This is a genomic window from Nocardiopsis sp. MG754419, from assembly GCF_018207095.1.
Taxonomy (GTDB): Bacteria; Actinomycetota; Actinomycetes; order Streptosporangiales; family Streptosporangiaceae; genus Nocardiopsis.
Genome location: NZ_QOCZ01000015.1, coordinates 12,483 through 39,383, shown reverse-complemented (window position 1 = coordinate 39,383; position 26,901 = coordinate 12,483). Strand labels below are relative to the sequence as shown.

The window sequence follows — 26,901 nt, the reverse complement described above, 5'->3', positions numbered from 1 at the left end:
GACGATCGATGACCACCGTGGTCCTGGCCGACGACGAGGCCCTCCTGCGCTCCGCCCTGGCGGCGCTGCTCCCCATGGAGGGTGAGATCACCGTGCTCGCCGAGGCCGAGGAGGGCGGGTCGGCGGTCGAGGCCACCCTGCTGCACCGACCCGACGTGCTCGTCATCGACCTGGAGATGCCGGGTGTGGACGGGCTCGACGCCGTCGCCCGGATCCGTCGCGAGCTTCCCGAGCAGGTGATCCTCATGCTGACCCGGCACGCCCGGCCAGGGGTGCTGCGCCGGGCTCTGAAACTGGGCGTCCAGGGCTTCGTCAGCAAGTCGGCGGAGCCGGCGCACATCGCCACGGTCGTGGGCACCCTGCACGAGGGGCGACGCTGGATCGACCCGGACGTGTCGGCGCTGGCGGTGATCGACGACTGCCCGCTGACCGACCGGGAGATCGACGTGCTCCAGGAGACCGGTGAGGGGTACTCGGTCGCGGAGATCGCCGCGCGGTTGCACCTGGCCCAGGGCACGGTGCGCAACTACCTGTCCAGCGCGATGCAGAAGACGCAGACCCGGACCCGGCACGAGGCGGCCCGCTACGCGCGCGAACACGACTGGCTCTGAGTCCGGGCCGACGGGGCCACGGGGCCACGTGGCACGCGCGGGGCCGGACGCCCGCGCGCACGGGGGTTCGAGCGCCGCGGAGCGGCCACGGGCCGTGGTCGTGCGGTGGCCGACGCCCGCGACGGCCGGGTCCCGCGGGGGCGGGCCCGGCGCAGGCACCCGGCGGCCCCATGGGGCCGTTCAGGACCGCGCGGCGCGGGCGTCCTGCTCGGCGATGACGTCCTCCAGGTAACGGGGCCGGCCCACCAGCAGGCCCACCCCGAGGTTGAGGACCACGATGCCCATGACCATGGCCATGGGGGCGTGCCATCCGCCGGTGAGTTCGTGCAGCAGCCCGAAGAGGAAGGGCCCCGCCCCGCCCAGCAGGTAGCCCAGGCTCTGACTGGCGGCGGACATGGCGGCGGTGCCCTCGGCGGTGCGCGTGCGCACGGCGAAGACGGTCAGCGCCAGCACGAAGCTGCCCATGCCCAGGCCGATGAAGGTGGTCCACACCCAGGTGCCGACCAACGGGGACACCCACAGGCCGGTGAAGCCCATCAGGTACGTGAGGACGAACAGCGCCACGAAGGGGCGCTGGTCGCGCACGCGGACGATGAGCGAGGGCAGCACCAGGGACAGGGGAATGCCGAGAGCCGTCAGGTAGGCCAGCATCACCCCGGCGGACTGGGCGTCCATGCCCTGGTCGCGCAGCATCTGGGCGAACCAGCCGAACATGATGTAGGCGATGGAGGACTGGGTGCCGAAGTACAGCACGCCCTGCCAGCCCAGTCCGGTGGACAGGACGCGCCCCGGCCCCAGGGCCCGACCACCGCCGCCGCCGGCGGGTTCGTGGCGCAGGACCAGCAACCAGGGCAGCAGGGCGACCAGACCGAAGAGGGCGTAGACGCCGATGGCCACGCGCCACTCCCCGGTGGCCTCCTCCACCGGCACGGTGACGGCGGCGGCCAGGGCGGTGCCGACGGCCAGCCCGGTGGTGTACACGGTGGTCATCAGCCCGACCCGGTGGGGGAAGTGCTGCTTCACCAGTGCCGGGAGGATGACGTTCCCGACCGCGCCACCGGCCAGGGCCACCACGCTCAGCACGAGGAACAGCCAGGGTTCGGGGGCCAGTGCCCGCGAGACGAGACCGAGGGTGAGCGCGGTCAGCGCGTACACCAGAAGGTGGTGCGATCCGAGCCTGCGGGCCAGCAGAGGGGTGAGTCCACCCAGGAGCGCGAAGCACAGCACGGGCATGGTGGTGAGCACCCCGGCGCCGACGGCGCTCATTCCCAGGCCTCCGGTGACCTCGCCCAGGACGGGCCCCACGCTCGTGATGGCGGTGCGCAGGTTGAGCGCGGCCAGGGCGATGGCGACGCCGACCAGGATCAGGGCGCGACGCGGGGTCGTGGAAGTGAAGACGCGGCTGTTCGGGGCGGTCCGGCGCGGGGCGGGCTCATGCGTGGGGGCGACGCTCATGGAAGGTGACTCACATAATCGTAGGATGACCCTATGTACTTCATGAGGATAACGCATTGCCGTTGACGGCCTATTCCGGTGCGGGACTGGTCTAGGCTCCCTCCTTAACCGATCCGCACCTGTGCGCTGGCCCAGTCATCCGGCGACCCGCCCCTAGGAGGTAAACGCGTGCCCCTCGCCTCGACACGCCGGACCGGTCTCGTCGACCAGGTCATCAGTCAGCTACGAGCCCAGATCGACTCAGGTGAGTGGGGCGTGGGCGATCGTATCCCCACCGAGTCGGAGCTGTCAGAACAACTGGAGGTCGGCCGGAACACCGTCCGCGAGGCCGTGCGCGCCCTGGCCCACGCCGGACTGCTGGAGATCCGCCAGGGGGCCGGCACCTTCGTGCGCGCCTCCAGCGAGCTCGGCGGCGCCCTGCGTCGGCGGCTGGAACGTTCGCGCCTCCGGGAGAACCTGGAGGTCCGACGCGCGCTGGAGGTCGAGGCGGCGCGCCTGGCCGCACTGCGCCACAGCGACGAGGACATGGCCGACATCGACCGGGCCATGGCCCTGCGCGAGGAGGCCTGGCGCGCCCGCGACCTCGGCACGTTCGTGGAGGCGGACTTCACCTTCCACCGGTGTGTGGTCAACGCCACGCACAACACACTGCTCATCGACCTCTACGACGACATCGCCCAGGTGGTCTACGCGAGCATCGCGCACACCGCCTACGAGCAGAGCGACGAGGCCGCCGAGCGCCCCTCCTCGGCCACCGACGGGATCGACCACAGCAAGCTGACCGAGGCCATCCGCGAGGCGGATCCGGTGCGGGCCGCGCGCGAGGCGACCTGCTACCTCGACGAGCTGTTGTCCCTCACCGAGGACTGAGCACCCTGGGAGGGCCGCCTTCCGGCGGTGGCTCCCCGGATGCGGCCGCCCCACCGGACGGCGCGCGCGCAGGGCCCCGGGACGCACACGCACGCGTGTGACGTTCCGGGGCCCTGCGCGGTCGACCGTGGGCGACGGGCGCCGGGCGGTCTCACTCGCCGCCGTAGACGTCGGTGACCGCCGAGCACGGGCCGCGTCGCGTCCGTGCCGCGGGGTGCTCGCCTGCGCGCGGGTCCCGACGCGGGTTGAGGGCGCGGGGACGGCTCCGGCGCCCGCCGAAGTCGGCGGAGTGGTCGCCGGCGCCCTCCCAGCCGGCGACCCGGGACGGGTCCAGACCCAGCAGGTCCAGGGTGCTCTCTCCCGCGCTCACGGCGTCGATGATCTCCCGTGAGCGGGAGATACTGCTCATGGTGTCGGCGATGATCGTGCTCACCTGGCCGCGCGGCAGGCAGACCACGCCGTCGTCGTCGGCCACGATCCAGTCGCCGCGGCGCACCGACAACGGGACGGGGCCGGTGGCCTCCATGTCGACCCGGCGCCCCACGGAACCACCGGCGTCGTGTCCGACCTCGCGGACCGAGACCCCGGTTCCGAAGACGGGGAGTTCGCACTCGGCGATGGCGGCGATGTCGCGTACGCAACCGTCCAGGATGATCCCGGCGATGCCCCTGGTGCGGGCGGCCACGGCGAGGATCTCGTCCACGTAGCCGTACTCGGACTCCCCCGCCACGTCGACGACCAGCGCCGAACCGGTCGGGGCCTGGGCGACGGCCACGTGCAGCGCCAGGTTGTCCCCGGGCGCGCAGCGGACCGGAAAGGCGGTCGCGGCGAACGCGGCCCCCGGCCAGACGGAGAAGAGGTGGGTGCCGAACGGCCGCCCTCCGCATCGGGCCAGCGCCACCGTGCCCACAGCCGTCAAGGTCTTCGCAAGCGCCACGTCAGCCTCCATTACACCCGCGCCCGGTGTGGTCGGTTCGCGCCGACCCCTTACATACTCACGGGTAACTTAAGCGTGACGCAAGGCATACGAGAGCGAAACACGTAAAAATGTTACCGCTGGTTACAGATACGACCGAAACGCACACGGACACGGACACGGACACCTACCGCGCCGTACCGACCGCGGCCACGGCGTCCAGGGCCGCCCGCGCCGCCGGCACGTCGTGCACCCGGAACACCCGGGCTCCCTCCCGTGCCGACACCGCCAACGTGGCCAGCGTGCCCTCCCCGCGCTCGGTGAGCCCCGCACCAAGGGTCTCCCCCACGAAGTCCTTGTTGGAGACGGCCACCAGCACCGGCCACCCGGTGGCGGCCAACTCGCCCAAGCGGCGCGTGAGCTCCAGCGAGTGGTAGGTGTTCTTGCCGAAGTCGTGCGTGGGATCGATCATCACCCCGTCGGGCCGCACCCCCAGGGAGACCGCCCGTTCGGCCAGGGAGCGGACACCGGCGATGACGTCGGCCACCACGTCCGTGTAGCGGACCCGGTGCGGGTCGGTGCGCGGCGCCAGCCCGCCGCTGTGGCTGCACACCAGCCCGGTGCCGTACTCGGCCGCCACCCGGGCCAGGTCGGGGTCGGCACCGGCCCAGGTGTCGTTGATCATGTCCGCGCCGGCCTCGGCGCACGAGCGCCCCACGGCGGCGCGCCAGGTGTCCACGGAGATCACCACGTCGGGGTGGCGGGCGCGCAGTTCGCGCACGAACGGCACCGTGCGCCGGATCTCCTCGGCCTCGTCCACGTGCGCCCCGTAGCCCGCCTTGACCCCGCCGACGTCGATGATGTCGACCCCCGAGGCCACGGCGTGGTCAGCGGAGGCCAGCGCGGCCTCCAGCGCGTAGGTGGCGCCGCGGTCGTAGAAGGAGTCGGGGGTCCGGTTGATGACCCCCATCACCGCGTACCGGTTCCCCTCGTACGTGTGCGAGCGCAACCGCAGTGTCCCCGTCCCCTCCGGCACCGCCGGGCCGCCTGTCACCATGACACCCATCCTCGGGCATCGGCGGGCGCGAGGTCACCCGGGGCGGCCCGGCGGTGAGGGGCGAGGATCGACTCACGCCGGGATCCAGACCTCCGGCCGCTCCCCGCCACGGCGTTCCTTGCGCACCCGCAGATGCTCCCAGGTCTCCACGTGGCCGACACCGGCCGTCCCGCGGATGGTCTCCAGCGCCTCCACCAGTCGGCAGCGGTCGGGCGCGGACAGGGTGCCGATCACGTCGTAGCGACCGAACCCGCTGGCCAGGAAGGAGATCCTCGCCATGTTGGCCAGGGCCGTGCCCAGGGCGTCGGCGTCGCCGCGACAGTGCAGACCGAAGCCGAGTTGTTCGTTGGCGCCCACCGCGGTCGGATCCACCAGCGCCGTCACGTGCACGACCCCGGATTCCAACAGGCGCACCACCCGCGACCGGGCGGCCGCCTGGGAGAGCCCGACCTGACGTGCCAGGTCGGCGTAGGAGGCCCGACCGTCCTTGATGAGCCGGCGGACCAGGCGCCAGTCCAGCGCGTCCAGTTCCACGTCCCGGAGCTCGCGCACACTGCTGTGCGCGTCCTTGTACACGGCGTTGGCCCGGAAGACCTCCGCCCCTTCCACCCCCGGCAACCCGCGCAGGTGGGCCATCTCCTTGGTGAGCGCGGCGTCGTCGGCCACCCGCACCTGCGCGACGGCGGGAAAGCGTCCGGCCGTCTGCGCCGCGAAGGTCACCGCCTCCCGCTCCTCCAACGCCTCCAGGACCGGGGCGACCGGGCCACCGATCCGGAAGGACACGTGGCCGAGCACCTCCATGCCCACCACGCCGGCGTGCAACACGCCGACGATCCTGATCGCCCCCGACTGGACCAGTTGCCGCACCCTGGCGCGCACCGCGGTCCGAGACAGACCGACCCCGTCGGCCAAGGCCTGGAATGTCGCTCTGCCGTCCCCCTGCAACGCGCGCATGAGCGCCGCGTCAACCGCATCGAGCACGATGCCTGCCTTTCGTTCCCATGTCGCCGTCCATTCCCCCGGACGGCGCCCCCTCCTCCGGCCAGATCATCGCAGTTGTCAGGCGCTCGCACTACTGATCGCGAAAGAAATCGGTTGATTCACCCCTTTGACCAACCGGAAAGAGCCAGTCAAAGCCCCAAGCGCAACCTCTCGACCACATAACAGACTTGTATAGAACATCCCTCGACAGGTGGACTGAGCGCACACAACCCCGACAAAGCGCCACACTGATCTGATGGGCCCGGGACGCCTTCCCGGACCACCCGGGATCGTGGGACCCCGGCCGCCCCGCCGGCCGGAGGGCTCGACGGGGAACCGTGGGGACGTTCCCGGACGTGTCTCTCGGAGGAGGCACGACCGAAGGCGGCCGCCACCCGGAACCGTGGCGTGGGGCACAAGACCAGTCGGGGGCGGTCCGGATCGTCCCTCGGTGTGAGAGGAATGCCGGTGGCAGCGGACGACGAGCGGCGGGACGAGGGGCGGCCGCGCCGGAGTGCACGCCCGGGCACGGGTGGTGCTCTGTTGTGGACCGCCCTGTCGGTCCCCCTTCCCGGGGCGGCCCACCTGCGCATGGGGCGACGCGTGGCGGGCGGCCTGATCCTGGGCATCTACCTTCTGGGCCTGGGCGCCCTGGTTCTGTGGGCCTACCGCCTGGGCGCGCACGGTTCGGACGCGATGACGCGGCTGGCCGGGATGGTCGTACAGGACGTGTGGTTGCTGGGCGCGATGGGCGTGGTCTTCGCGTTCGCGGTCGTGTGGATGAGCGTGATCGTGCACGCGTGGGTGATCACCCGACCTGAGGGCGGGGGGCGGGGCCTGCGCCTGGCGGGGGTGGTCACCGTTCTGGTGTTGTGTCTGGCCGTGGCGGCCCCCTCCGGGTGGGCCCTGCACGCCGGCTACACCGCCTACGAGACGCTGGGGTCGGTGTTCGACGCCCCCGAACGCGAGGATCTGCCCCCGCACGACGCGGCCGACCCCTGGTACGGGGCGGAGCGGGTCAACGTCCTGTTGATCGGTGCGGACTCGGGGGACAACCGCTACGGGGTGCGCACCGACACCATGATGGTGGCGAGCCTGGACACGCACACCGGCGACACCGTGCTGATCGGGCTGCCGCGCAACCTGGAGAACGTGCGGTTCCCCGAGGACACCGAGTTGGCCGAGCGCTACCCGGAGCCCTACGGGTTCGACCTTCTGCTCAACGACATCTACCAGACCGTCGCCGAGGAGCCGGAGGAGTTGGCGCTGAGCCCGAACGCGCCCGACCCGTCCGCCGACACCCTCAAGAAGGTGGTCGGCCACAACCTCGACATGGACGTCGAGTACTACGCCATGGTCGACATGATGGGCTTCCGGGACCTCATCGACGCGGTGGGCGGCGTGGAGGTGCACATCACCGAACCCATTCCGTACGGGGTGCACGGCGGGGTGCTGGAGCCGGGCGTGCAACGCCTCAACGGGCACGACGCGCTCTGGTACGGCCGTTCGCGGATCGGCACCGACGACTACGGTCGGATGGGCCGCCAGGGCTGTCTCATCAAGTACGTGGCCGAGCAGGTGGAACCCACCACGGTGCTCACCAGCTACCGGCGTCTGGCCGGGGCGACCAAGCGGACCCTGAGCACCGACATCCCCCAGTCCAAGGTTCCGGCCTTCATCGAGCTGGCCGACCAGGTCACCGATGAGGGTTCCATGAGCGCGCTGCAGCTCTCGCCACCCCAGGTCAACACGGGTAACCCGGACTGGGAGGAGATCCAGGAGCTGATCGTGCAGGCCATCGAGGAGGCCCCCGGCGAGGGCGAGGAGGTGCCGGACGACCCCTCACCGTCGGAGGGTTCCTCGGAGGAGGCCGCCGAGGACGACGAGGCGCTCACCGAGGAGGAGTCGCAGGACTGGACGGAGGAGGAGCGGACCGAGTGGCAGGAGTACACGGGCCTGGACGAGCCCGAGCCCGCCGACCCGGGCCGTCAGGTCGGTGCCGAGGCGAGTGACCTCAACACCCTGTGCCCGTAGCTCCCCGCCCCCGGTCGAGTCCCGAGGGGTCCGGCCGGGCGGGGCGCTCGTCTGCCCGACCCCGTCTCCACCCAAACCCCGCGGTGGCCGACTGACCGGGACCGGTCAGTCGGCCACCGCGCGTTGTCAGGCCCCCGCCCCCGTGTGACTCTGACGCGGTGACCGCCGCGCAGCTCTGGACCCTCGTCGCCCTCGGCGCCTTTCACGGACTGCATCCCGGGATGGGGTGGTGGCTCGCGGTCGGGCGCGGCCTGCAGGAGGGCGGTCGCGCCGAGGTCCTGCGGGCGTTACCGGCGATCGCCCTGGGTCACGCCGGCAGTGTGGCGGTGGCCGCGGTGGCGATCACGGTGACCGGCTCGGTCACCGCGTCGGTGCTCTTCCCGGTGGTGGGCGGCGCGGCCATCGTGCTCGTGGGACTGGTGATGCTGCTGTCGCAACGGCACGTCCACCGGCGCGAGGTGCGGTTACCGCTGTGGCAGTTGACCGCCTGGTCGTTCCTGATGGCCTCGGCGCACGGTGCCGGTCTCATGCTCATGCCCGTCCTGGCCGGTGGTCTCGCGCACACCCACACAGGACACGGGGGGCACGGCGGGCACGGCGCGGCGTCGGCTCCCCAGGAGACCGGGTCGGTGGATCCGGGGTCGGCTCGCCAGGACACCGGGACGGCCGGAGCGACGGAGGCGGTCGAGGGGACCTGGAGCCTGTGGGACGCCACACTGCTCGGTCTGGCGGCGACCGGTGTGCACACCGTGGCGATGTTCGCCGCGGCGGGGGTGGCGGCGCTCCTCGCCTACGACTTCCTCGGAGTGCACGCGTTGCGCTGGAAGGGTGTCACCATGGACCGGATCTGGGCGCTGACGCTGGTCCTGGGCGGAGCGTTCGTCCTGTGGTCGGTGCTCTGAACCCCTCGGAGGGGCGGTTCCTCCCGCTCGTCGGCTTTGATTCCGGCCACAGTCGGGAATGAGACTTAAGTCCATTGTGTCCAATAAGCGGAGTACCTCTTCGACGAGGCCGCGAGACACGTGCGCCAGGGACGAGAAGGCGGCGACCGGCCGCCCGCCCTCGGCGTGGAGGGGCAGAGTCCATGACGCATAGAGCCACCGCACCCGGACGCCGATGGCACGGGGTGATCCTCTCGGGGGCGATCCTGATCGTGCTGGCCGTGATCGCCGCCCTGGGCACCCGGTGGGTGGTGAACAACCAGGAGGAACTCTTTCCGGTCTCCACACCGTGGGGGCCGGACTGTTCGGTCTGGGTCGACGACGAGCAGGTCCGGCTCGACCGCGATCAGGCACAGCGGGCCACCACGGCCGCCGCCGTGATCGCGCAGGGCGACGACGCCCCCGTCGAGCAACCGGACGTGGACGACATCCCCGACGGGGTGATGGAGGTGCTCGTGGAAGGGCCCGAGGACGACGCGGGCCCTTCCCTGACGTGCCGTTACAGCGGCGAGGAGGTCGAGTTCGAGGAGGAGCTGCCCTCCGGTATGACCCCGCGCACCGAGACCCTCAAGGCGGGCGTGGAGGACCACTTCGCCGACACCAGCATCGGCGGGTTCGTGCCCGGCGGGTACGACACGGGCCACGGTGAGGGTTCGGCCCACTACGAGGGTCGCGCGCTGGACATCTTCTACCGGCCGGTCAACGAGGACAACCGCCGCGAGGGCTGGCTGATGGCCCACTGGCTCATCGCGCACGCCCCCGAGTACCAGATCGACGTGATCATCTTCGACGACAAGATCTGGAGCACGCGCTACCCGTCCATGGGTTGGCGCCACTACGAGGCCGACCCCGACAACGAGATCCTCCGCCACCTGGACCACGTGCACGTGGACGTGCTGCGCGGCCCGGACCCCTCCGAGGCCTGATTCGGAACGCAGGCCCTACGCGCCCCGCGCACCCGAGAGAGGGGCCCGAACCACCAAGGTTCGGGCCCCTCCCGTCACGCGTACCCGTGCCGACCGGCTCGCGGCCCCGCGGGAACCGCGTCAGTCGTCCAGCCGGAAGCCGACCTTGAGCCCCACCTGGAAGTGGGCGACCTGTCCGTCCTCGATGTGCCCGCGGACCTGGGTGATCTCGAACCAGTCCAACCCCCGAAGGGTGGCCGAGGCCCGCTGGATGCCGTTGCGGACGGCCTGGTCGATACCGTCCGGCGAGGTGCCGACGATCTCGGTGACGCGGTAGGTGTGGTCGGTCATTGGGTGACCCCCTGCGTAGTCGGTAGGGCGGGCCGCACGGAGGCGGCCTCCGTTCCCTGCGTCCCCCCGATCCCCCGCGGCCACACGTGGTCGCCCAAGGTCACCGATTTCCTTCGCGCCCCAATACGAAGTGCGAATCCGGGTCCTTTGCCCTGCGTTTCCCTCGCCTTCAGTCCCGGTCGAGACGCCATTGACCTTGGTGAACGCGACCCCACGTCGGAATGTCGCGTTGAGACGCAGGGCGAAGTGTCAGATTAGTCCTGAGCTGGGCCTTACGTCCCTTCGCCGGCGGGACTCTCCCGAGACAACGTCGTAACTGACTCTTGACGTACCCCGGGGGGCGGCGGTGTACATTGGGTTCTAGCGCTCCGGTCCCCCGTCGGAGCGCCAGGCGATGTTTCGAGCCCCCGTCGGAACATCGCGTGCGACGCCGGGTGGTTTGCCCCCGTAACCACCCGGCGTCGCCTTTTGTCCACACCCGGTCGGCGCGAATACCCGGCCGTGGTCGTGGCTTGACCACGAAATCCGCTTTGTCTCCTGGGGTTCTGCTTTGGGTAATACCGCATCGCACGCGTACTGCTCCCGGAAGGGCTGCCGTGCCCCCGCCGACTGGGCACTGGTGTGGAACAACCCGAAGCTGCACACCCCCGACCGCCGCAAGGTGTGGGTGGCCTGCGACGAGCACCGCGAGTACCTGGCGAACTTCCTCGACCTGCGCGGATTCCTGCGCGAGACCATCCCCATGGACGAGTTCGAGGGCTGACCCTCCCCACGGTGACACCCGGCCCACCGGGTCACCCGGATGGCGCCCTCTGGTCGACCCGGCGCCGGGAACCCGCACGACGGGGACTCCACGCGCCCGAACTCGTCGGCCACCGACAGCGCGCCGGTGAGGCCCCTCTTGGGCCGTTCCAGCGCCGTGGGCGCCCGCACACCGCGCCGGAGGCCTCCCCTGCGGGCCTCAGTACGGGGAAGGGGCGGCCACGCGCCGATCCGGGCCTTGAGGCCGCACACGCGCCGTCTCACGCACGAGGCCGGCCGACCCTGCGGGGCGTGCCGGCGTCGCAACCGCCGTAGGCGTCGGCCCCGGGGCGTGCGCGGAGCCGGATCGGCGCGGACTCATGCGCCGGAGTCGTCCTCCAGGTCGGCGCGGGCCCGTTCCAGTGCCTCGGGGGTGTCCACGTCGAAGGAGACCGGGCCACCGGTGAGCGGCACGGGCACGGGCGCGAGCGGGGTGAGCAACCCGTACAGCGATCGGCCCGTGTAGGCGTCCAGGGCCCCGCGCAGGGTTTCGGTGCGCCACAGACCCGTGAGCCACTGCTCGCGCCCGGAGGCGTCCACCAGGACGGCGCCGTCACCGGTCTCGGCGGCCCGGGCCAGGGCGGTGAGGTGGTCGGGGCTCAGATAGGGCAGGTCCGCCGCGAGCAGCGCGCACCAGGGGGCGCGCACCGTCGGCAGACCGGCTCTCAGTGCGGGCACGGGTCCCGCCCCCGGCGGATCCTCGCGGACGTAGGTGGCCCGGGGCCGTTCCCGGTCGGGACCGACCACGGTGACCCCGGCTCGGGGGTCGTACGCGCGCACGGTGTCGGCGACGTGTTCGAGCAGGGTGTGTCCGGCGATGGTCAGGCCGGGTTTGTCGACGCCGCCCATGCGGGTCGCCGCTCCCCCGGCCAGGACGACCGCGTCCAAGTGTGCGCTCACGTCCCCAGCATGCCGCATGGGGGCGCCGCCGCCGCGACGGCGCCCGTGCGGTTCAACCCTTGACGCACACCACCTGGCGCAGGTGGGCGACCACCGCGACGAGGTCGGTCTGCGCCTCGATCACCGACTCCAGGTCCTTGTAGGCGGCGGGGATCTCGTCGACCACCCCGCGGTCCTTGCGGCACTCCACGCCCCGGGTCTGCTCGACCAGGTCGGCCTCGGTGTAGGTCTTGCGGGCCTTGTTCCGGCTCATTCGCCGTCCGGCGCCGTGCGAGGCGGAGTTGAACGAGGCCGGGTTGCCCAGACCCTTGACGATGTAGGTTCCGGTGGCCATGCTCCCCGGGATGACGCCGAGGTCGCCCGAGCCGGCACGGATGGCGCCCTTGCGGGTGACGAGCACGTCCACCCCGTCGTAGGTCTCCTCCGCCACGTAGTTGTGGTGGCAGGAGATCCGCTGCTCGAAGGTGGTGCCGGGGACCTGTTCGGCGAGCACCTCGCAGGCCAGCCCCATCATGACGTCGCGGTTGCGGCGCGCGTAGTCCTGGGCCCAGAACAGGTCGCGCCGGTAGGCGTCCATCTCCGGGGTGCCGGACAGGAACACCGCGAGGTCGCGGTCGGGCAGGTCCTGGTTGTGCGGCAGGGCCTGGGCCCGCGTGATGTGGTGGTCGGCGAGCTCCTTGCCGATGTTGCGCGAGCCCGAGTGCAGGACCAGCCAGACGAACCCGTCGTCGTCCAGGCACACCTCGAGGAAGTGGTTGCCACCGCCCAGTGTGCCCATCTGTCGACGCGCGCGTTCGGCACGGGGGCGCACCGCCTCGGCCAGGTCGTCGAACCCGGACCAGAACGCGTCCCAACGGGTGCTGCGCACACCGCGCAGACGGGTGGGGTCGACCGGGGTGTCGTGGTGATGGAAGCCGACCGGGATGACCGCCTCCAGCGCCGAGCGCAACCCCCGCAGGTCGTCGGGCAGACGGTCGGAGGTCAGACCGGTGCGCACGGCGGTCATGCCGCATCCGATGTCGACGCCGACGGCGGCGGGGCTGACGGCGTCGCGCATGGCGATCACCGAACCGACCGTGGCCCCCTTGCCGTAGTGCACGTCGGGCATGACGGCCAGCCCGTGCGTCCAGGGCATGCGGGTGACGTTGCGGAGCTGATCCATGGCGGCGGACTCGACCCGGTCCGGATCGGCCCACATGCGGATCGGTACGCGATCACCGGGGATCTCGGTGTGGGACATGGGGCCACCTCCCTTTCGTGTCGGCCCCGGGGACGTGGATCCACGTCCCCGGGACATCACGTCAGAACGGGAGTACCGGGGCAACCGGATTCTCGCGCCGTCGGGACCCCGGTCCTCCGGTCCAGGGTCGTGGGCACGCTCGACGGGGCGCGGGCCGGCTCAGCCGCCGATCGCCGACATCGGGCGGGCGGGCTGCAGGAAACTGGGGTCGTTGATGCCGTGGCCGGGGAGCTTGCTCGCCACCGCCGCCAGCCAGCGCTCGACGATCTCGTCGTCCGTGGCGCCCTCGCGCAGGGGCGTGCGCAGGTCGGACTCCTCTCGGGCGAACAGGCAGTTGCGGATCTGGCCGTCGGCGGTCAGCCGGACCCGGTCGCACGCGCCGCAGAAGGGGCGGGTCACCGATCCGATGACGCCCACGGTGGCGGTCCGCCCGTCGGGGAACCGCAGGCCGCGCACGTGGAACAGTTCCGCCGGAGCGCTGCCGCGGGTGTCGGCGTCGGCAGGTTCGAGGTCGAACTCGGCCTCCAACCGCTGGAGGATCTCGTCGGCGGTGATCATCGTGTCGCGCCGCCACCCGTGCTGGGCGTCCAGCGGCATCTGCTCGATGAAGCGCAGTTCGTAGCCTTGCTCCACGCAGAAGCGCAGCAGGTCGGCGGCCTCGTGGTCGTTGACGTCGCGCATGAGCACGGTGTTGACCTTGACGGGGGTCAGACCGGCTTCCGCGGCGGCCGCCATGCCCTCGAGGACGTCGTCGAGACGGCGACGCCGGGCGAGCTTCTCGAACACCACGGGGTCGAGGGTGTCGAAGGAGACGTTGACCCGGTCCAGACCGGCCTCGGCGAGCGCGGGTGCCATGCGGGCCAGGCCGATGCCGTTGGTGGTCAGTGCGGTCTGGGGCCGCGGGGAGAGTGCGGTGGTGCCGGCGATGATGCCGGGCAGGCCACGGCGGAGCAGGGGTTCACCACCGGTGAAGCGGACCTCGTCGATCCCGAGTCGGGTGGTCCCGATACGGATCAGGCGTAGGAGCTCGTCATCGGTGAGCAGTTCCGGCTTGGGCAGCCACTCCAGCCCTTCGGGAGGCATGCAGTAGGTGCATCTGAGGTTGCAACGGTCGGTGAGCGAGACCCTCAGGTCGGTCGCCACGCGGCCATATGAGTCGGACAGCACGGGCGTCACCCTCTCCAGTCTGTGTCGCCGAGCAGGCGGTACGGCATGGTGCACCCTCCCGAGGGATACCCACTCCTCAGCGTAGAAGATCCTTTTTCACGTTGAGTAGCCTCGATCACGTCTTTTGCGGCATTTCGTCGATGACCACGACGAATCCCGCTCATGTGTGGACCTTCACCCCAAGGAACCGGGGGAATCGTTGCCCGAACGTTGTGCGCTTCCATGTCCGCTCCACTCGGCGCGCGGGTGGTGTCACCGCCGTACCGGGTGCCCCATGCTCTAGGGTGAGCCGGCCCGGCGGCGACCCTTCGATCGTCGCAGACCGGCACGGCGACGAGGAGGCAGGACACGGTGATCAGCACACGCGAGTGGGCCCTGGCGGGTGGGCCGGACGGTTCGGCGAGGTTGGCGGCACGGGCCTGGGTGTCCACCGAACGCGAACCCACCTGGCTGGCGATCCTGGTGCACGGGTACGGCGAGCACCTGGGCCGCTACGGGCAGGTGGCCGAGGACCTGTGCGCGGCCGGCGCGGTGGTCTACGGCGCCGACCACCGCGGGCACGGCGGGTCCTCGGGAGAACGTGTCCTGATCGACGACTACGCCGGCGTCGTCCAAGACGTGCACCGTGTGATCACTCAGGCCCGCACGGCCTACCGGACCCTCCCGCTGGTCCTGATCGGCCACTCGATGGGCGGCATGATCGCCGCCCGCTACGCGCAGGTGTACCCGGAGTCCGTGCAGGCGCTGGTGCTCTCCGGACCGGTCCTGGGCCGCTGGACCGCGGCCGAGGAACTGTCCGCCGCCGCGGAGATCCCCGACGTCCCCATCGATCCGGCGACCCTGTCCCGGGACCCCGCCGTGGGACGGGCCTACGTCGAGGACCCGCTGGTCTGGCACGGCCCGTTCAAGCGCACCACGGTGAACGCTCTGCTCACCGAGTTGGAGCGCGGCACCACCGCGGGGAGTGTGGGATCGCTGCCGTTGCTGTGGGTCCACGGCCATGAGGACGCGCTGGTACCGGTCTGCGACACCAAGGTGGGGATCGAGCGCCTGGCCGGCGAGGACGTGACCGCGCGGATCTTCCCGGGCGCCCGTCACGAGGTCTTCAACGAGACCAACCGCGAGGAGGTCCTGGGCGAGGTGATCCGCTTCGCCCACCGGTTCACCGTGTGAGGACCCCGCCCGCGGGCCGTCCCCCTGCCTCCGGGAGGGCCCGCGCGGTGGTGTCCCGGCGCGGTGCGAGGCGTGCTCCGGGCAGGGCGCCGCGCGTGCGGGCGGACCGTGCCGGTTCACACGTACAGGCGGCTCCGGGGCTGGGCGGGGTGGGCCAACGTCTCGTGGTAGGCGGCGGCCAACCGGTCCACCGCGTCGACCATGACCTCCGGCGGGCGGGTGTAGGCCAGCCGGAGGTACCGCTCCAGGGTGCCGTCCGTCCCGAACACCGGGCCCGCGGCCGGGTGGACCCCGTGCCGGATCGCGTTGGCCGCCAGAGAGCCGGCCATCGGCTGGGGCAGGGCCGCCCACAGCACCAGCCCTCCCCCGGGCACACTGGGACGCCAGTCGGGCAACCGTTCACGCAGGGCGGCCAGGAGGGCGTCGCGGTTGCGGCGCAGCTGACGGCTGCGCTCCGCCCGGATCCGCAGTACGTCCGCGAGCAGGTGGGTGGCGGTGAGCTGGTCGTGCACCGAACCGGCCAGGTCGAAGCGTTGGCGCACCTGCATGAGCCGGGACACCATCGGTGGCGTGGCGCGTACCCAGCCCACGCGCAGCCCGCCCCAGAACAGCTTGGCCACCGAACCCACGGTCAGCACCCGACCGTCGGTGTCGTGGATGGCCACCGGGGCCGGCAGGTCCCCGGAGTCGATGGCCAGTTCCGCGGCGGACTCGTCGACGATCAGGTGGGTGTTGGCGCGGCGCGCCTCACGGACCAGGACGTGACGCTCGTCGTCGTCCATGAGCGCGCCGGTGGGGTTGTGGAAGTCGGGGACCATGTACGCCGCGGCCGGTTTCCACTGGCGGAAGGCGTCCACCAGGTACTCCATGTCCCACCCCTGGGGCGTGACCCCGGTGGTGCGGATGCGCGCCCCGTTGCGGCGGGCGGCGTCCAGTCCGTGCGGATAGGTGGGCGATTCCAACAGCACCTGGTCGCCCTCCTGGACCAGCAGGTCCATGGCGAGGGTGATGCCCTGTTGGGCGCCGTTGGTGACGAAGATCTGTTCGGGCGTCGTGGGCAGACCGCGTTCGACGTAGCGACGGGCGATGGCGTGGCGCAGTTCGGGCAGGCCGTAGGGGTAGTAGCCCAGACCGGAAACGTGCGCGGCGAGCTGTTCGCACGCGTGGAAGGAGGCCTCCCGCAGCCCCTCGACGGCGGGCGGCGCGGCCACCCCGAGGTCGATGTGCTCGGCGGCGGGGGCGAACGAGGAGGACTCGTGGATCCCCGCGTCCGGCAGGACCGTCCAGCTGCCCGCGCCCTGTCTGCTGTCCAGGAAACTGTGGTCGCGCAGCCACGCGTAGGCGGCCGTGATGGTGTTGCGACTGACGCCCAGGGCGGTCGCCAGGTCGCGCTCGGCGGGCAGACGGGTGTGGGTGGGGACCCGCCCGTCCAGCACCAGACCGCTGATCGACTGGGCGATGGCCAGGTAGAACGGGCGTTCGACGGGGGCCTCGCCGATGAGGCGGGCCAGAAGGCGCCCGTTGATCCTGCGTGTTCCGCCGCCGGTTCCGGGGCGATCGCTGCGCTGCTTCGCCATGGGCCCCTCTCGCACGGTAGGAATCGGGCCACTTGTCCCGATTGGCTCTTCAATCCCGGCACTGCGTGGTCCACGATACCGAAGTGGCACCCCATGAAGGATGGTCATCCAATGACCGGATGATTCGTGTCGAAAGGAAGGCCGTGTTCTCTTCGGTCCGCGCCCTGCTCGCCGGGGTCCTGATCGCCCCGGCCCTGCCGCGGCCACGCCTGCGCCGTCTGGTCCAGCTCTACGCGGGCCTGTACCTGTACGGCCTCAGTGGCGCCCTGCTCCTGCGCTCCGACCTCGGCGCGATGCCCTGGGACGTCCTGCACCAGGGCCTGTCCCTGCAGACCGGGCTGTCGATCGGCACCTGGAGCGTGCTCGTCGGCGCGCTGCTCATGTTGCTGTGGATCCCCCTGCGGCAACGGGCCGGGATCGGCACGCTGAGCAACGTGGTGATGGTCGGTGTGTCGGTGGACGTCTCCCTGTGGCTGCTGCCCACCACCGAGGTTCTGGCCTGGCGGGTGCTGCTGCTGGCGTCGGGGGTGCTGGTCTGCGCGGTCGCCACCGGGTGCTACATCGGCGTCGGACTGGGCCCGGGCCCGCGCGACGGGTTGATGACCGGGCTCGCCGCGCGGGGACTCTCCGTGCGCTCGGCGCGCACGCTCATCGAGGTGACCGTGGCGGTGTCCGGCTTCCTCCTCGGCGGCACGGTGGGGGTGGGCACCGTGGTGTTCATGGTGGCCATCGGCCCCCTGGCACAGGTGTTCCTGCCGTTGATGAGGATGCCCGCACCGAACCCCTGGGGCGAAGGGGATCCGGAGGGCGCTCCGGCCTGAGCCGAGACCGTGCTCTTCGGGTCCCGCGCCCGCCTCGGCCGGCCCGCACTCGGTCGATGATCACCACGTCATAACTTCTCCATCGAAAAACTCCCCTATTTCCACCCATACTTCCGCGCACCGGCAAATGCACGTGCACCTGAGGGTGGCGGGGGCCACCGTCGGCGTGGAAGATGGACCCCGGTAAACGGCAGGGGCCGGATTCGGCACATTCTCCGACCGATCTTTTCGGCTGCCCTCACCTGGGCACATAACCGGGTAGAGGCTACCGACGGACATCCGGAGGAGACTGTGCTCCGAACGGCGCCCCGACCTGGAGGCGGGTCGGGCGACAACACCCCCGAGGGGCGCGCACAGGGACGTGCGCGCAGCGGTGCGCGACGGTGCGACACCCCCCGTGCGATCCGGGGTACGTGCGCCTGCCGCGTGAACGTGACGACGTGATGGGGGTGAGCCGCGTGCCCGGCCGGATTGAAGACTACGCAATGATCGGCGACATGCAGACGGCCGCACTGGTCGGTCGCGACGGTTCCATCGATTGGGCGTGCCTTCCCGACTTCGACTCCTCCGCCTGCTTCGCGGCGCTCCTGGGCGACGAACAGAACGGTTGCTGGGTCCTGCGCCCTTCCGGCGATCAGCCCCACGCCCACCGACGTCGCTACCGCGGCCACACCCTCATCCTCGAACAGGAGTGGGACACCGACACCGGAACGGTGCGGGTGATCGACTTCATGCCTCCCCGCGGCGGCACCCCCCACATCGTGCGGATCGTGGAGGGTGTGCGCGGCACCGTGGAGATGACCACGACGCTGCGCATCCGTTTCGACTACGGACACGTCGTCCCCTGGATGCACCGGACCGGGACCGAACTGGTCGCCATCGCCGGTCCCGACGCCATCTGGCTGAGCAGCCCCGTCAACCTCCAGGGGCACAACTTCACCCACGACACCACCTTCACCGTCTCCGCCGGCCAACGGGTCCCGTTCGTCATGACCTGGCACCCCTCCCAGGTGGAGGAGTCCGACCACCTGGACGCGGAGAAGGCGCTCTCGCGGACCGAACGCTTCTGGGAGCGTTGGGTGAGCCAGTGCCGCTACGAAGGCCCCTACCGTGAGGCGGTCGTACGGTCCCTCATCGTGTTGAAGTCCCTCACCTACCAGCCCACCGGCGGAATCGTCGCCGCCCCCACCACCTCCCTGCCGGAGGAGATCGGCGGCGTCCGCAACTGGGACTACCGGTACTGCTGGCTGCGCGACGCCACCATCACCCTGGAGGCGCTCATCCGCTCCGGGTACAAGGACGAGGCACAGGACTGGCGTGAGTGGCTGGTCCGTGCCGTGGCGGGCGAACCCCAGCTGATGCAGATCATGTACGGCATCCGCGGCGAGCGGCGGCTCACCGAATGGGAGGCCGACTGGCTGCCCGGCTTCGAGGGTTCCCGTCCGGTCAGGGTCGGCAACGCCGCGGTGGGCCAGTACCAGCTGGACGTGTACGGCGAGGTCATGGACGTGCTGCACCTGGCACGACGGTCCGGCATCCGCGGTGGCGACTACCTGTGGGGGCTCCAGAGGTCCCTGGTCAACTACCTGGAATGGTGCTGGGACGAACCCGACGAGGGGCTGTGGGAGGTGCGGGGCCCACGCCAGCACTTCGTGCACTCCAAGGTGATGGCCTGGGTAGCGGCCGACCGTGCCGTGCGCAGCATCGAGGAGTTCGGTAAGGAGGGCCCCATCGAACGCTGGAAGGCCCTGCGCGACACCATCCACGCCGAGGTCTGCGAGTACGGCTACGACCCGCACCGCAACACCTTCACCCAGTACTACGGCAGCAAGGAACTGGACGCCGCCCTGCTGCTCATCCCCGAGGTCGGGTTCCTGCCCTACGACGACCCCCGCGTCATCGGCACCATCGAGGCGGTCCGCAAGGAACTCATGGTCGACGGGTTCGTACTGCGCTACCGCACCGACCTGGAGAACTCCGCCGACCAGCTGCCCGGTGACGAGGGCGCCTTCCTGGCGTGCAGCTTCTGGATGGCCAACGCGCTGCTGTCCATCGGCCGCCTGGACGAGGCCAAGGAGCTGTTCGAACGCCTGCTGGCCCTGCGCAACGACGTGGGGCTCCTGGCCGAGGAGTGGGACCCGCACGCCGGACGCCAGGTCGGCAACTTCCCTCAGGCCTTCAGCCACGTGCCGCTGGTGACCACCGCGTTGAACCTCGCCGACCGGCAGGGCGGTTGGCGCGCCGAATAGGAGCCCGCCCCCGCGCACACGGGTGCCCCGGGGCACGGGACCGAACGGTTCCGGGGCCCGGGGTCCTCCCTCGCCCCGCTCCGGAGGTGGAGCCTCGCGACGACGAGAACCTGATCCCGCGTGCGGGAGCGCGGCTCGTCGGGGACCGCCGGTGCGCCGTGGTCGCGTCCCCGACCCCCGTGGGCCAGGCCCGCCCTGCGCGGAAGGATGTGACCTCCTCACCCCCCGCCCCGGCCGGGCGGGCCCGGTCCGTTCGCGGGGTTCCCGGGAACCCCGACGCGACGCGGCGACGCCCTCACCCCCGGACCGAGGGCACCGCATGCCCGGAGGCGCGCAGAACACCGTCACCGGAGCGGTTGTACGCTTACGCCCCGTACGCCCCTGAGCCCGGTGCCGGCCGGGGGCAGGTCCGATCGCTGGGGGTCACGCGTGCCGGAGGTAAGGGTCCTGGGCGGCCGCTACCGTCTGTTGTCCAAGCTGGGTGCGGGCGCGATGGGCCAGGTCTGGCGGGGCGTGGACGAGTTGTTGGACCGTCCGGTCGCGGTGAAGCTGATCCAGCAGGGACGCGTGGGCTCGGACGAGGTCACGGCCCGGTTCCGCCGTGAGGCCCGGCTGACCGCCCGTCTTGCCGGCCACCCCAACGTGGTGATCCTCCACGACTTCGGCCACGACGTCGACGAGGCCGGCGACCCCGAGGGCATCGTCTACACGGTGATGGAACTGGTGCCGGGGCGCCCGATGTCGGAGCTCATCAGGGAGAGCGGCGCGCTGCCGATCGACCTGACCGCGTCCCTGGCCTCGCAGGCGGCCGCCGGGTTGAGCGCCGCGCACGCGGCGGGGATCATCCACCGGGACGTCAAACCCGGCAACCTCATGGTGGTCGAGGGCGAATTCGACGGGCCCGCGCTGAAGATCCTCGACTTCGGTATCGCGGCGGTGACCGCGGCCACCCAGAACGACCGCATCACCCGGACGGGACAGGTCATCGGCACCCCGCTGTACATGCCGCCGGAGCAGGTGCGCGGTGAGCGGGTGGACCGGGCCGGGGACCTGTACTCGTTGGGCGCCATCCTCTACCAGATGCTGACCGGGCACCCCCCGTTCTACAGCGACCGCCCGCTGACGGTGCTCCGCATGCATCTGAACCAGATGGTGCGTCCGCCCTCGGTGCTGCGGCCCGAGATCCCGACGGCGCTCTCCGCGCTCGTGTCGCAGATGCTCGCGAAGAAGCCCGGCGACAGGCCCGCGGGCGCCGAGGAGGTGCGTGAGCGGTTGGCCGCGCACTTGCCCTACCACTCGGGCCCGATCCGGATGTCCCGGCCCGTACCCGTCGTCTCCCCCCACCCGAGGGAGGATCGCACGGAAAGCGACGGCGGTTCCTCCCCGCTCCGGCTCACGGCACTGGCGGACGCCGCCCGGGAACGCATCGACGCCGGCGAGTACGACACCGCGGCCGAGGAACTGCGCACCCTGGTCCCGCTGCTGCGCGACGCGTACGGCGCCGACCACCCGGCCACTCTGCTGGCCCGCCGCAGGGAGGCCTACGCGATCGGGAAGGGGGGCGACCACAGCAGGGCCGTGACCGGGTTCGAGACGCTGCTGCCCGATCTCATCCGCGTGTACGGGCCCCGCCACCCCGAGACACTGGCGGCCCGTTACTACCTGGCCACCAACGCGGGCCGGACCGGCGACCACGGCCTGTCCGCCCGCACACTCGGTGCTCTGCTGCCCGACCTGGTCGCGGTCGAGGGGCCGGACTCCACCAAGGCGCTCACCGCCCGCCTGTACCTGGCCATGGAGGTGCACGAGGTGGGCGACACGGCCCGCGCGATCGACCTCCTCGGCGCGTTGATCCCGGACCTGTCCCGGCTGCGCGGCGCCGACGCTCCGGTGACCCTGCGCGCCCGCCACTACCGTGCCGCCTACCTGGGGCAGGACGGACGCCCGCAGGAGGCGGTGCGCGCGTACGAGGCGCTGCTCGCCGACCACACCCGGATCCACGGCGCACAGGCCAAGAGCACCCACGGGATCCGCGCGCATCTGGACCATTGGCGCCCCCACACCGGCTGACCGACCCGATCGGGCGACTGCGCGCCCGGCGGCGGCCGGCGCCGAACGCCTCCCGGGTCTCGCACCCACGATCGGTGGTGGACCGATACCCGCCACACCGGGGAAAGGAGTGGGCCCCGCTCCCTGGAGCGCGTCAGTGGAGGGTGACCGACGGCTGCGACGCGGCACCATGGGTCGCGTGTGGGTCCGCGCCGAGCATGACCTCGGCGACGGCCGCCGCCACGGCGTCACCGACGTCGAGAGCGCTGTCCTCACCCCGCACCGCCCGTTCCCTCGCCTCGGCGCTCCGGTCGGAGGCGTTCGGCGCTTCGGAGGCGGCTCGGTCGGGCCCTGGTCCGGGTTCCCGGGACAGGGCATCGTGTGCGCCCTCCAGCCGTCCCTGGTTCCGCTCATGGGCCGCGTACCGGACGTCCTCGACCGCGTAGGCGACCGGCACCGGATAGTCCATGCCCTGGAGCCCCTCACCCCCGCGCCCCAGGTGTGTCCGTTCCCGAGCCGCATGCCGCACGCCGGGAGCGGGTGGGGAACCGGTCCCGCCCACCGTCCCGGGACCACGCGCCGGCCGTCGTCCGGAGAAGGGACTCCTGGGAAAGTCGGTGACGCTGGTCCGGGCTCTAGCGCCGTGTCGACCTGCCTGGTGCATCTGGCCCCTTTCTCCGAACGTCCTTCGCGGGACTGAGGGCGCCGCCGCCCAGAGCGCCCCGCAGTCCCGATCCCTCACCGATGACCCTGCCGTGCCCGCGCTCACCCCGAGGCGCGTCACCCGCGCCCGTCCCCGGGTTCCGGCCCCGAGCCTCCCGGGTCGACGGCTCCCGGTCCCGTCCCTTCGTGGGCGGGCTCCCCGCGGGTCCCTGCCCGGGTGCGTCAACGCGCTCGGGCCCTCGCGCCTTCGGCCCGGCGGATCTCACTCTGGCGAGGTTCTTCTGGACTCTGTCCCGGGATTTCTCGGCCCCTCGGAGCTCCCGCTTCGCCTGCCGACGCTCCCGGTGCGCGGATCGGCGCTGCGACCGGTCTCCGGACCTGGTGAGGACCCTGTGCTCGGCGGCACTGAGCTTCGCACCCTTCTCGTCGACCACCTTCTGGGCGCTGATGAGCTCCTTGCGCAACTGCTCCACCCCGGGCTGCGCGCGCGCCGACCGTCTCCTCTGCGACCTGTCGGCTCTCTCGGCCCTGCGCCGCGTCCGAGTGGCCTTACTCTGGGCCTTGCGCTGCGCCCTGCGTTGTCTCCGGGCCGGAGCATTGCGCGCGTAGGTACGGACCGCCTCGACCAAGGCCCGGAGCACCCCGGTGAACGAAGCCGATGCCGTTCTCCTCTGTTCGCCGGACTCCTGTCCTCGTCCGGCTCCGAGCAGCGCCCTCAGCAGCCGAAGGAACCCTGCGAGAAACCGTCCGACCCCGGTGGCCGCACTTCGGACAGCGGAGCCGACGCGCCCTCGCGCGCGTTCGCCGGCGCGCTGACGCGGAGAGGCCGACCGATCCGCGTCACCTCGACCACCCCTGGGTGTACTCCCCCGCCCCACGTTTCTCTGCGGCCCCCGTCCCGCAGGCCGTTCAGCGCGTTTCCCCGCTCTTCCACCTCCGCGACCACGCAGGGGCAGGGACCCCGCGGCCTGCCGGGCCGCATCGGTCAGGGGGTCACCGTTCGGGTCGATCGGACCGGTCGACGCCTCCGCCACACGAACCACCTCCAGGAAGACCATCGCTCGGGCATCGTCGTTGCGGGGAGACCGCGGGGACCGAGAAGGACCATCGCGGCGCGAACGGGGTGTTCACGTCCCGCATCACCGTGCTCAGCAAGCGACCACATCCGGACCGAAGAACGACACGTGGACGTGGTCGTAGTGCCCGAGCGTCAGACCTTGGCCCCCGTAGGAACGCCAATTCTCAAGAGTCGCCTTCTCCTCATGGGACCACCAGATGCGGTTGTACCAAATGATGTACATGACGCCGAGTACCTCGTGATTGGTCATCACCCACTCGGCGATGTCATCGCCGTTCTGTTTCTCGGTGGCGTTGGGCATGGACGTGCCGTTGAGGATCATGTAGTCCATGGCACGGCCCTTGGGATGCTCGAATCCGTCGGGCGGACAGCGGCCGGCGTGCACCAAGTGCACCCCGTCCCCGAACCTGTCGTAGATGACTTTGTGCGCCGCACACGTCAGTGGCGTGATCTTCTGCATCCCGCCGGCCGTTCCGGGGACCACACAGTCGTCGGGTGGCAGGTCGACGATGGCGTCGACGTCGAATTCCTGGGGCTCGACCGACATGTCGGAGGCATCGCTCACGCACGCCTCCTGCGAACTCCGCTCCTCGCCCGACGTACCGACGGTGAAATTCCCGTCGGCGTACAGTTCGGCGTAGTCCAGCACATCACTCGCGTATTGGCTCGATGTCTTTTCGGTACTCGAACCATGGTTGTACCGGGTCAGCGCAAGGGTCTCGTCATCCTCGATGCCCAGGTAGAGAAGGTAGCCGGCCGCACCCTTGGACGCGTCCCTGATGTCGTAGACGTCGATGTAACCGTCCCCGTCCGCGTCGACGGCGAACGGCCGCCACACACCACCCTCATCGAAACGCACGCTGGTGTCGTCCCAGAAGGTCGGGTGAGTGAAATCGTCCGTGGGAATTCTGCGCGAGCCGTTCTCGGGGTGCGTCCAGGCGTTTCCCGATGCTCCGTCATTGAGCACGCCGAACTGCATCGGACCGGCCGCACCCTTCGCATTGGTTCCGCTGTCGATTCCGCTCGAAGCGCCCGTGCCGTGCGTACTCTCGACCATGCCGACACCGGCGAGAATGGGCCACGGAACATTGGTCTCCCGACCGCTCTCCCGATACGCCTCCAGATACGCCTCGCTGATCTCGGTCCTGGCGTGATCGCTGGCACCGGGCTGATCGGAAAGCACACCACCACCGCCACCACCGGGAACGCACGCCTCTCCGGATCCGCCGCCACCCATGATCGTGATCGTCACGAGAAGGGAGAGCACGAGCAGGAAGACCCCCAGGGCCCCGCCCACCGCCAGCGCGGAACCACGGTCATCGCGCCACCCGGAGGCCGATCCATGTCGGGAACGCACTGACATCACCTCATCCGGACAGAAGAGCGGGAACGGCCTTAATGGATGAATCGGTTGACCGAGGAGACCTTCCACAGGCCGGAGTCATCCTCGACCAGGTCGACGTCGATCAGCCCCAGGGGGACCGGGTCGGCGTCCGAACGCGCCTCCGTCTGTACGGACACCTTGACGACCCCCGCGCCTTCGACCCGCAACGCGAAGATCTCCCCGTGACCGTGCACGTCGCGGTCCAGGGTGGAAAGCTCGTCGTACAGCCGCTCGACGTGGGGATCCCGCGGCAGCTCCAGGGCCAGCGAGAAGTCGACATGGTCGGCGATCCTGTCGTGGTGGTCGCTGGGGGACTCCCCCACGGTCAGGCTGGCGAGCTCTTCGGAGAAGTCGACCGCCTTCCCACCGACGAGCGCCAGGTCGTGCCCCCCGTGGAAGAGCTCCGAGAGATCCTCCCGGGTGGCGTTCTCCGCGGGGGGTTCGGAGGGGGAAGGCCCGGGAGTGACCTCCTGGTGCGCCTCCGACCGACCCGACGACTCCCCGCCCGGGAAGGCGAGGCCGCCCAGATGGACGACGAGCACCACCGCACCGGCCAACGCAAGGACACCCATGACAGGTGTCAACCATTCTCGCCACCCCCGGGCGTAGTAGTCGCTCATTCGGCATGCCTCGCAAAAACAGAGAGTGGACGCCTCACGCATCCGCACAGGGGAAACGAAAGGACCTTTCTCGCGGCGGTAACGACCGAAGTTCTACCACCGCCCGCACACAGAATGCGAACGTGACCAGGGTCACATTTACTACCCTGCGTGACTGCCACCAGGGAAACCCGGAACGCCATCGCACAGCCGTGACCTCCTCAGACCCGATCCCGCCCCAGCTGATCTTGGTCGACCGAGCCATTTTCATCACCTCCTGCGACTCTCCGGGCGATCACTTTTCGCAGCAACTCTGTTTTGTTCTGGCCGGATCCGGCCACGGCACAATCGAACTCCGCACAGGGGCGTGCTATCTACTAAGCATTCCCGAAACACCCTCGGGAAAAATGTGAGAACCAACGTGAAGATATCTGCGTCTACCCTCCGAAACGAGTGCACGCAGAGATATCCAGACCGAAGAATGCCAAGAAAGTGAAAGTGGTGCCGCCTTGAGTACCTCTGGCACATGGACCCCGGCCGACCTGCGGTTCTCCCACGGTTCTAAGCCCACGCTCCCGCACGGCCCCGACGGGGACCCACCGCGTGAGAGGGGACCGGCCTTCATGGGCTGTCACGGAGGTGCGGGGACGACCACGTTGTCCGAGCTCGTCCCCGGTAGCGAGGACCTCGGGACCTTCCACCCCCGCACGTTCGAGGAGCAGTCCGTCGGCGACAACCTCTTCCTGGTGTCGGGGGACGGGGTACCCGCCGGCAAGAGGGTGACCGAGGCCGTCAACGTCCTCAGCTTCCTGGGACAACCGATCGCGGGGCTCGTGGTCGTCGCACGGACACCGGCCGCCATGCCCTCGCACACCCGTTCGCGGCTACGACTACTCGAAGGCAAGGTGCCGCACATCCTCCGCTTTCCCTACGTGGCCCGGTTCCACTTCGTCGACCGGGAGAACGCACGGAGCATCAGGCTCCCCCGCAAGGCCCGTGCCGTGCTCGGCACACTCACGACCCTGGTCGTACCGACGACCCACACTCCCCCGTCGCACCCTTTCACCGAGAGCAGCTGA

Annotated in this window: 23 protein-coding genes; 11 read left to right on the top strand and 12 right to left on the bottom strand. The window is 70.7% G+C overall.

The annotated features are described in order from the left end of the window. Positions 1-8 precede the first annotated feature (8 nt). Positions 9-611 (top strand): DNA-binding response regulator, encoded by a 603-nt coding sequence (locus tag DSY14_RS04810; protein ID WP_211715222.1) that lies wholly within the window; start codon positions 9-11, stop codon positions 609-611. Positions 612-791: 180 nt separating this feature from the next. On the opposite strand, the gene DSY14_RS04805 is transcribed toward DSY14_RS04810, so the two are convergent. Continuing rightward, a complete protein-coding gene (locus tag DSY14_RS04805; RefSeq protein ID WP_211715221.1) occupies positions 792-2,066 on the bottom strand; it encodes an MFS transporter in 1,275 nt (424 codons plus the stop codon). A 168-nt stretch (positions 2,067-2,234) separates the two neighbouring features. Here DSY14_RS04805 and DSY14_RS04800 point away from each other — a divergent pair, with 168 nt between their 5' ends. Beyond that, positions 2,235-2,936, top strand: coding sequence for a FadR/GntR family transcriptional regulator (locus tag DSY14_RS04800; RefSeq protein ID WP_211715220.1), 702 nt, complete (start codon positions 2,235-2,237; stop codon positions 2,934-2,936). Between the two features lie 151 nt (positions 2,937-3,087). Here DSY14_RS04800 and DSY14_RS04795 read toward each other — a convergent pair whose 3' ends face one another. From DSY14_RS04795 to DSY14_RS04785, 3 genes are all read right to left on the bottom strand, one after another. After that, a complete protein-coding gene (locus DSY14_RS04795; RefSeq protein ID WP_211715239.1) occupies positions 3,088-3,846 on the bottom strand; it encodes an RraA family protein in 759 nt (252 codons plus the stop codon). Between the two features lie 193 nt (positions 3,847-4,039). Beyond that, a complete protein-coding gene (folP, locus tag DSY14_RS04790; RefSeq protein WP_211715219.1) occupies positions 4,040-4,909 on the bottom strand; it encodes a dihydropteroate synthase in 870 nt (289 codons plus the stop codon). Between the two features lie 72 nt (positions 4,910-4,981). Further along, a complete protein-coding gene (locus DSY14_RS04785) occupies positions 4,982-5,890 on the bottom strand; it encodes an Lrp/AsnC family transcriptional regulator (RefSeq protein WP_211715218.1) in 909 nt (302 codons plus the stop codon). Positions 5,891-6,352: 462 nt separating this feature from the next. Between DSY14_RS04785 and DSY14_RS04780 the strand changes: the two genes are divergently transcribed. The 3 genes from DSY14_RS04780 to DSY14_RS04770 all read left to right on the top strand — a co-directional run bounded on the left by DSY14_RS04780 (position 6,353) and on the right by DSY14_RS04770 (position 9,791). After that, entirely contained in the window at positions 6,353-7,924 is a 1,572-nt protein-coding gene (locus DSY14_RS04780; RefSeq protein WP_374223980.1) for an LCP family protein, read from the top strand. A gap of 158 nt (positions 7,925-8,082) precedes the next feature. Next, positions 8,083-8,826 (top strand): cell wall anchor protein, encoded by a 744-nt coding sequence (locus DSY14_RS04775; RefSeq protein WP_211715216.1) that lies wholly within the window; start codon positions 8,083-8,085, stop codon positions 8,824-8,826. Between the two features lie 182 nt (positions 8,827-9,008). After that, positions 9,009-9,791 carry a hypothetical protein gene (locus tag DSY14_RS04770; RefSeq protein ID WP_211715215.1) on the top strand — a complete coding sequence of 261 codons (783 nt, stop codon included), beginning with the start codon at positions 9,009-9,011 and terminating at the stop codon, positions 9,789-9,791. 120 nt (positions 9,792-9,911) lie between these two features. Here DSY14_RS04770 and DSY14_RS04765 read toward each other — a convergent pair whose 3' ends face one another. Next, positions 9,912-10,121 carry a dodecin gene (locus tag DSY14_RS04765; protein WP_211715214.1) on the bottom strand — a complete coding sequence of 70 codons (210 nt, stop codon included), beginning with the start codon at positions 10,119-10,121 and terminating at the stop codon, positions 9,912-9,914. 550 nt (positions 10,122-10,671) lie between these two features. Here DSY14_RS04765 and DSY14_RS04760 point away from each other — a divergent pair. Next, the gene (locus tag DSY14_RS04760) at positions 10,672-10,884 is read left to right on the top strand and encodes a hypothetical protein (protein ID WP_211715241.1); all 213 of its coding nucleotides are present in this window, start codon (positions 10,672-10,674) and stop codon (positions 10,882-10,884) included. Between the two features lie 356 nt (positions 10,885-11,240). Here the strand turns inward: DSY14_RS04760 and DSY14_RS04755 are convergent, their stop codons facing one another. From DSY14_RS04755 to moaA, 3 genes are all read right to left on the bottom strand, one after another. Continuing rightward, a complete protein-coding gene (locus tag DSY14_RS04755; RefSeq protein WP_211715213.1) occupies positions 11,241-11,822 on the bottom strand; it encodes a molybdenum cofactor guanylyltransferase in 582 nt (193 codons plus the stop codon). 52 nt (positions 11,823-11,874) lie between these two features. After that, on the bottom strand, positions 11,875-13,062 hold the full coding sequence (locus DSY14_RS04750; RefSeq protein ID WP_211715212.1) for an RtcB family protein: 1,188 nt from the start codon (positions 13,060-13,062) through the stop codon (positions 11,875-11,877). 159 nt (positions 13,063-13,221) lie between these two features. Then, positions 13,222-14,229, bottom strand: a complete 1,008-nt coding sequence (gene moaA / locus DSY14_RS04745; protein ID WP_211715211.1) for a GTP 3',8-cyclase MoaA — start codon at positions 14,227-14,229, stop codon at positions 13,222-13,224. 351 nt (positions 14,230-14,580) lie between these two features. On the opposite strand from moaA, the gene DSY14_RS04740 reads away from it, so the two are divergent. Next, positions 14,581-15,402, top strand: a complete 822-nt coding sequence (locus DSY14_RS04740; RefSeq protein WP_211715210.1) for an alpha/beta hydrolase — start codon at positions 14,581-14,583, stop codon at positions 15,400-15,402. Between the two features lie 116 nt (positions 15,403-15,518). Here the strand turns inward: DSY14_RS04740 and DSY14_RS04735 are convergent, their stop codons facing one another. Next, positions 15,519-16,979 carry a PLP-dependent aminotransferase family protein gene (locus DSY14_RS04735; protein ID WP_211715209.1) on the bottom strand — a complete coding sequence of 487 codons (1,461 nt, stop codon included), beginning with the start codon at positions 16,977-16,979 and terminating at the stop codon, positions 15,519-15,521. Between the two features lie 143 nt (positions 16,980-17,122). On the opposite strand from DSY14_RS04735, the gene DSY14_RS04730 reads away from it, so the two are divergent. The 3 genes from DSY14_RS04730 to DSY14_RS04720 all read left to right on the top strand — a co-directional run bounded on the left by DSY14_RS04730 (position 17,123) and on the right by DSY14_RS04720 (position 22,119). Continuing rightward, positions 17,123-17,800 (top strand): hypothetical protein, encoded by a 678-nt coding sequence (locus DSY14_RS04730; RefSeq protein WP_307851128.1) that lies wholly within the window; start codon positions 17,123-17,125, stop codon positions 17,798-17,800. Between the two features lie 443 nt (positions 17,801-18,243). Next, the gene (locus tag DSY14_RS04725; RefSeq protein ID WP_249187328.1) at positions 18,244-20,049 is read left to right on the top strand and encodes a glycoside hydrolase family 15 protein; all 1,806 of its coding nucleotides are present in this window, start codon (positions 18,244-18,246) and stop codon (positions 20,047-20,049) included. A gap of 429 nt (positions 20,050-20,478) precedes the next feature. Further along, entirely contained in the window at positions 20,479-22,119 is a 1,641-nt protein-coding gene (locus DSY14_RS04720; protein ID WP_211715206.1) for a serine/threonine-protein kinase, read from the top strand. Positions 22,120-22,252: 133 nt separating this feature from the next. On the opposite strand, the gene DSY14_RS04715 is transcribed toward DSY14_RS04720, so the two are convergent. From DSY14_RS04715 to DSY14_RS04705, 3 genes are all read right to left on the bottom strand, one after another. Further along, positions 22,253-22,567: a hypothetical protein gene (locus tag DSY14_RS04715; protein WP_211715205.1), complete on the bottom strand. Its 315-nt coding sequence runs from the start codon at positions 22,565-22,567 to the stop codon at positions 22,253-22,255. Between the two features lie 1,342 nt (positions 22,568-23,909). Next, on the bottom strand, positions 23,910-25,196 hold the full coding sequence (locus DSY14_RS04710) for a lytic transglycosylase domain-containing protein (protein ID WP_211715204.1): 1,287 nt from the start codon (positions 25,194-25,196) through the stop codon (positions 23,910-23,912). Between the two features lie 38 nt (positions 25,197-25,234). After that, a complete protein-coding gene (locus DSY14_RS04705) occupies positions 25,235-25,843 on the bottom strand; it encodes a hypothetical protein (protein WP_211715203.1) in 609 nt (202 codons plus the stop codon). Between the two features lie 635 nt (positions 25,844-26,478). Here DSY14_RS04705 and DSY14_RS04700 point away from each other — a divergent pair. Beyond that, positions 26,479-26,901 (top strand): hypothetical protein, encoded by a 423-nt coding sequence (locus DSY14_RS04700; RefSeq protein ID WP_211715202.1) that lies wholly within the window; start codon positions 26,479-26,481, stop codon positions 26,899-26,901.

What these genes read in the sequence shown, in the direction of transcription:
- DSY14_RS04750 (WP_211715212.1), bottom strand. Translation starts at nt 13,062, where the DNA reads ATGTCCCACACCGAGATCCCCGGTGATCGCGTACCGATCCGCATGTGG.
- folP (WP_211715219.1), bottom strand. Translation starts at nt 4,909, where the DNA reads ATGGTGACAGGCGGCCCGGCGGTGCCGGAGGGGACGGGGACACTGCGG.
- DSY14_RS04805 (WP_211715221.1), bottom strand. Translation starts at nt 2,066, where the DNA reads ATGAGCGTCGCCCCCACGCATGAGCCCGCCCCGCGCCGGACCGCCCCG.
- DSY14_RS04725 (WP_249187328.1), top strand. Translation starts at nt 18,244, where the DNA reads ATGGGGGTGAGCCGCGTGCCCGGCCGGATTGAAGACTACGCAATGATC.
- DSY14_RS04810 (WP_211715222.1), top strand. Translation starts at nt 9, where the DNA reads ATGACCACCGTGGTCCTGGCCGACGACGAGGCCCTCCTGCGCTCCGCC.
- DSY14_RS04780 (WP_374223980.1), top strand. Translation starts at nt 6,353, where the DNA reads ATGCCGGTGGCAGCGGACGACGAGCGGCGGGACGAGGGGCGGCCGCGC.
- DSY14_RS04770 (WP_211715215.1), top strand. Translation starts at nt 9,009, where the DNA reads ATGACGCATAGAGCCACCGCACCCGGACGCCGATGGCACGGGGTGATC.
- DSY14_RS04705 (WP_211715203.1), bottom strand. Translation starts at nt 25,843, where the DNA reads ATGAGCGACTACTACGCCCGGGGGTGGCGAGAATGGTTGACACCTGTC.
- DSY14_RS04765 (WP_211715214.1), bottom strand. Translation starts at nt 10,121, where the DNA reads ATGACCGACCACACCTACCGCGTCACCGAGATCGTCGGCACCTCGCCG.
- DSY14_RS04715 (WP_211715205.1), bottom strand. Translation starts at nt 22,567, where the DNA reads ATGGACTATCCGGTGCCGGTCGCCTACGCGGTCGAGGACGTCCGGTAC.
- DSY14_RS04735 (WP_211715209.1), bottom strand. Translation starts at nt 16,979, where the DNA reads ATGGCGAAGCAGCGCAGCGATCGCCCCGGAACCGGCGGCGGAACACGC.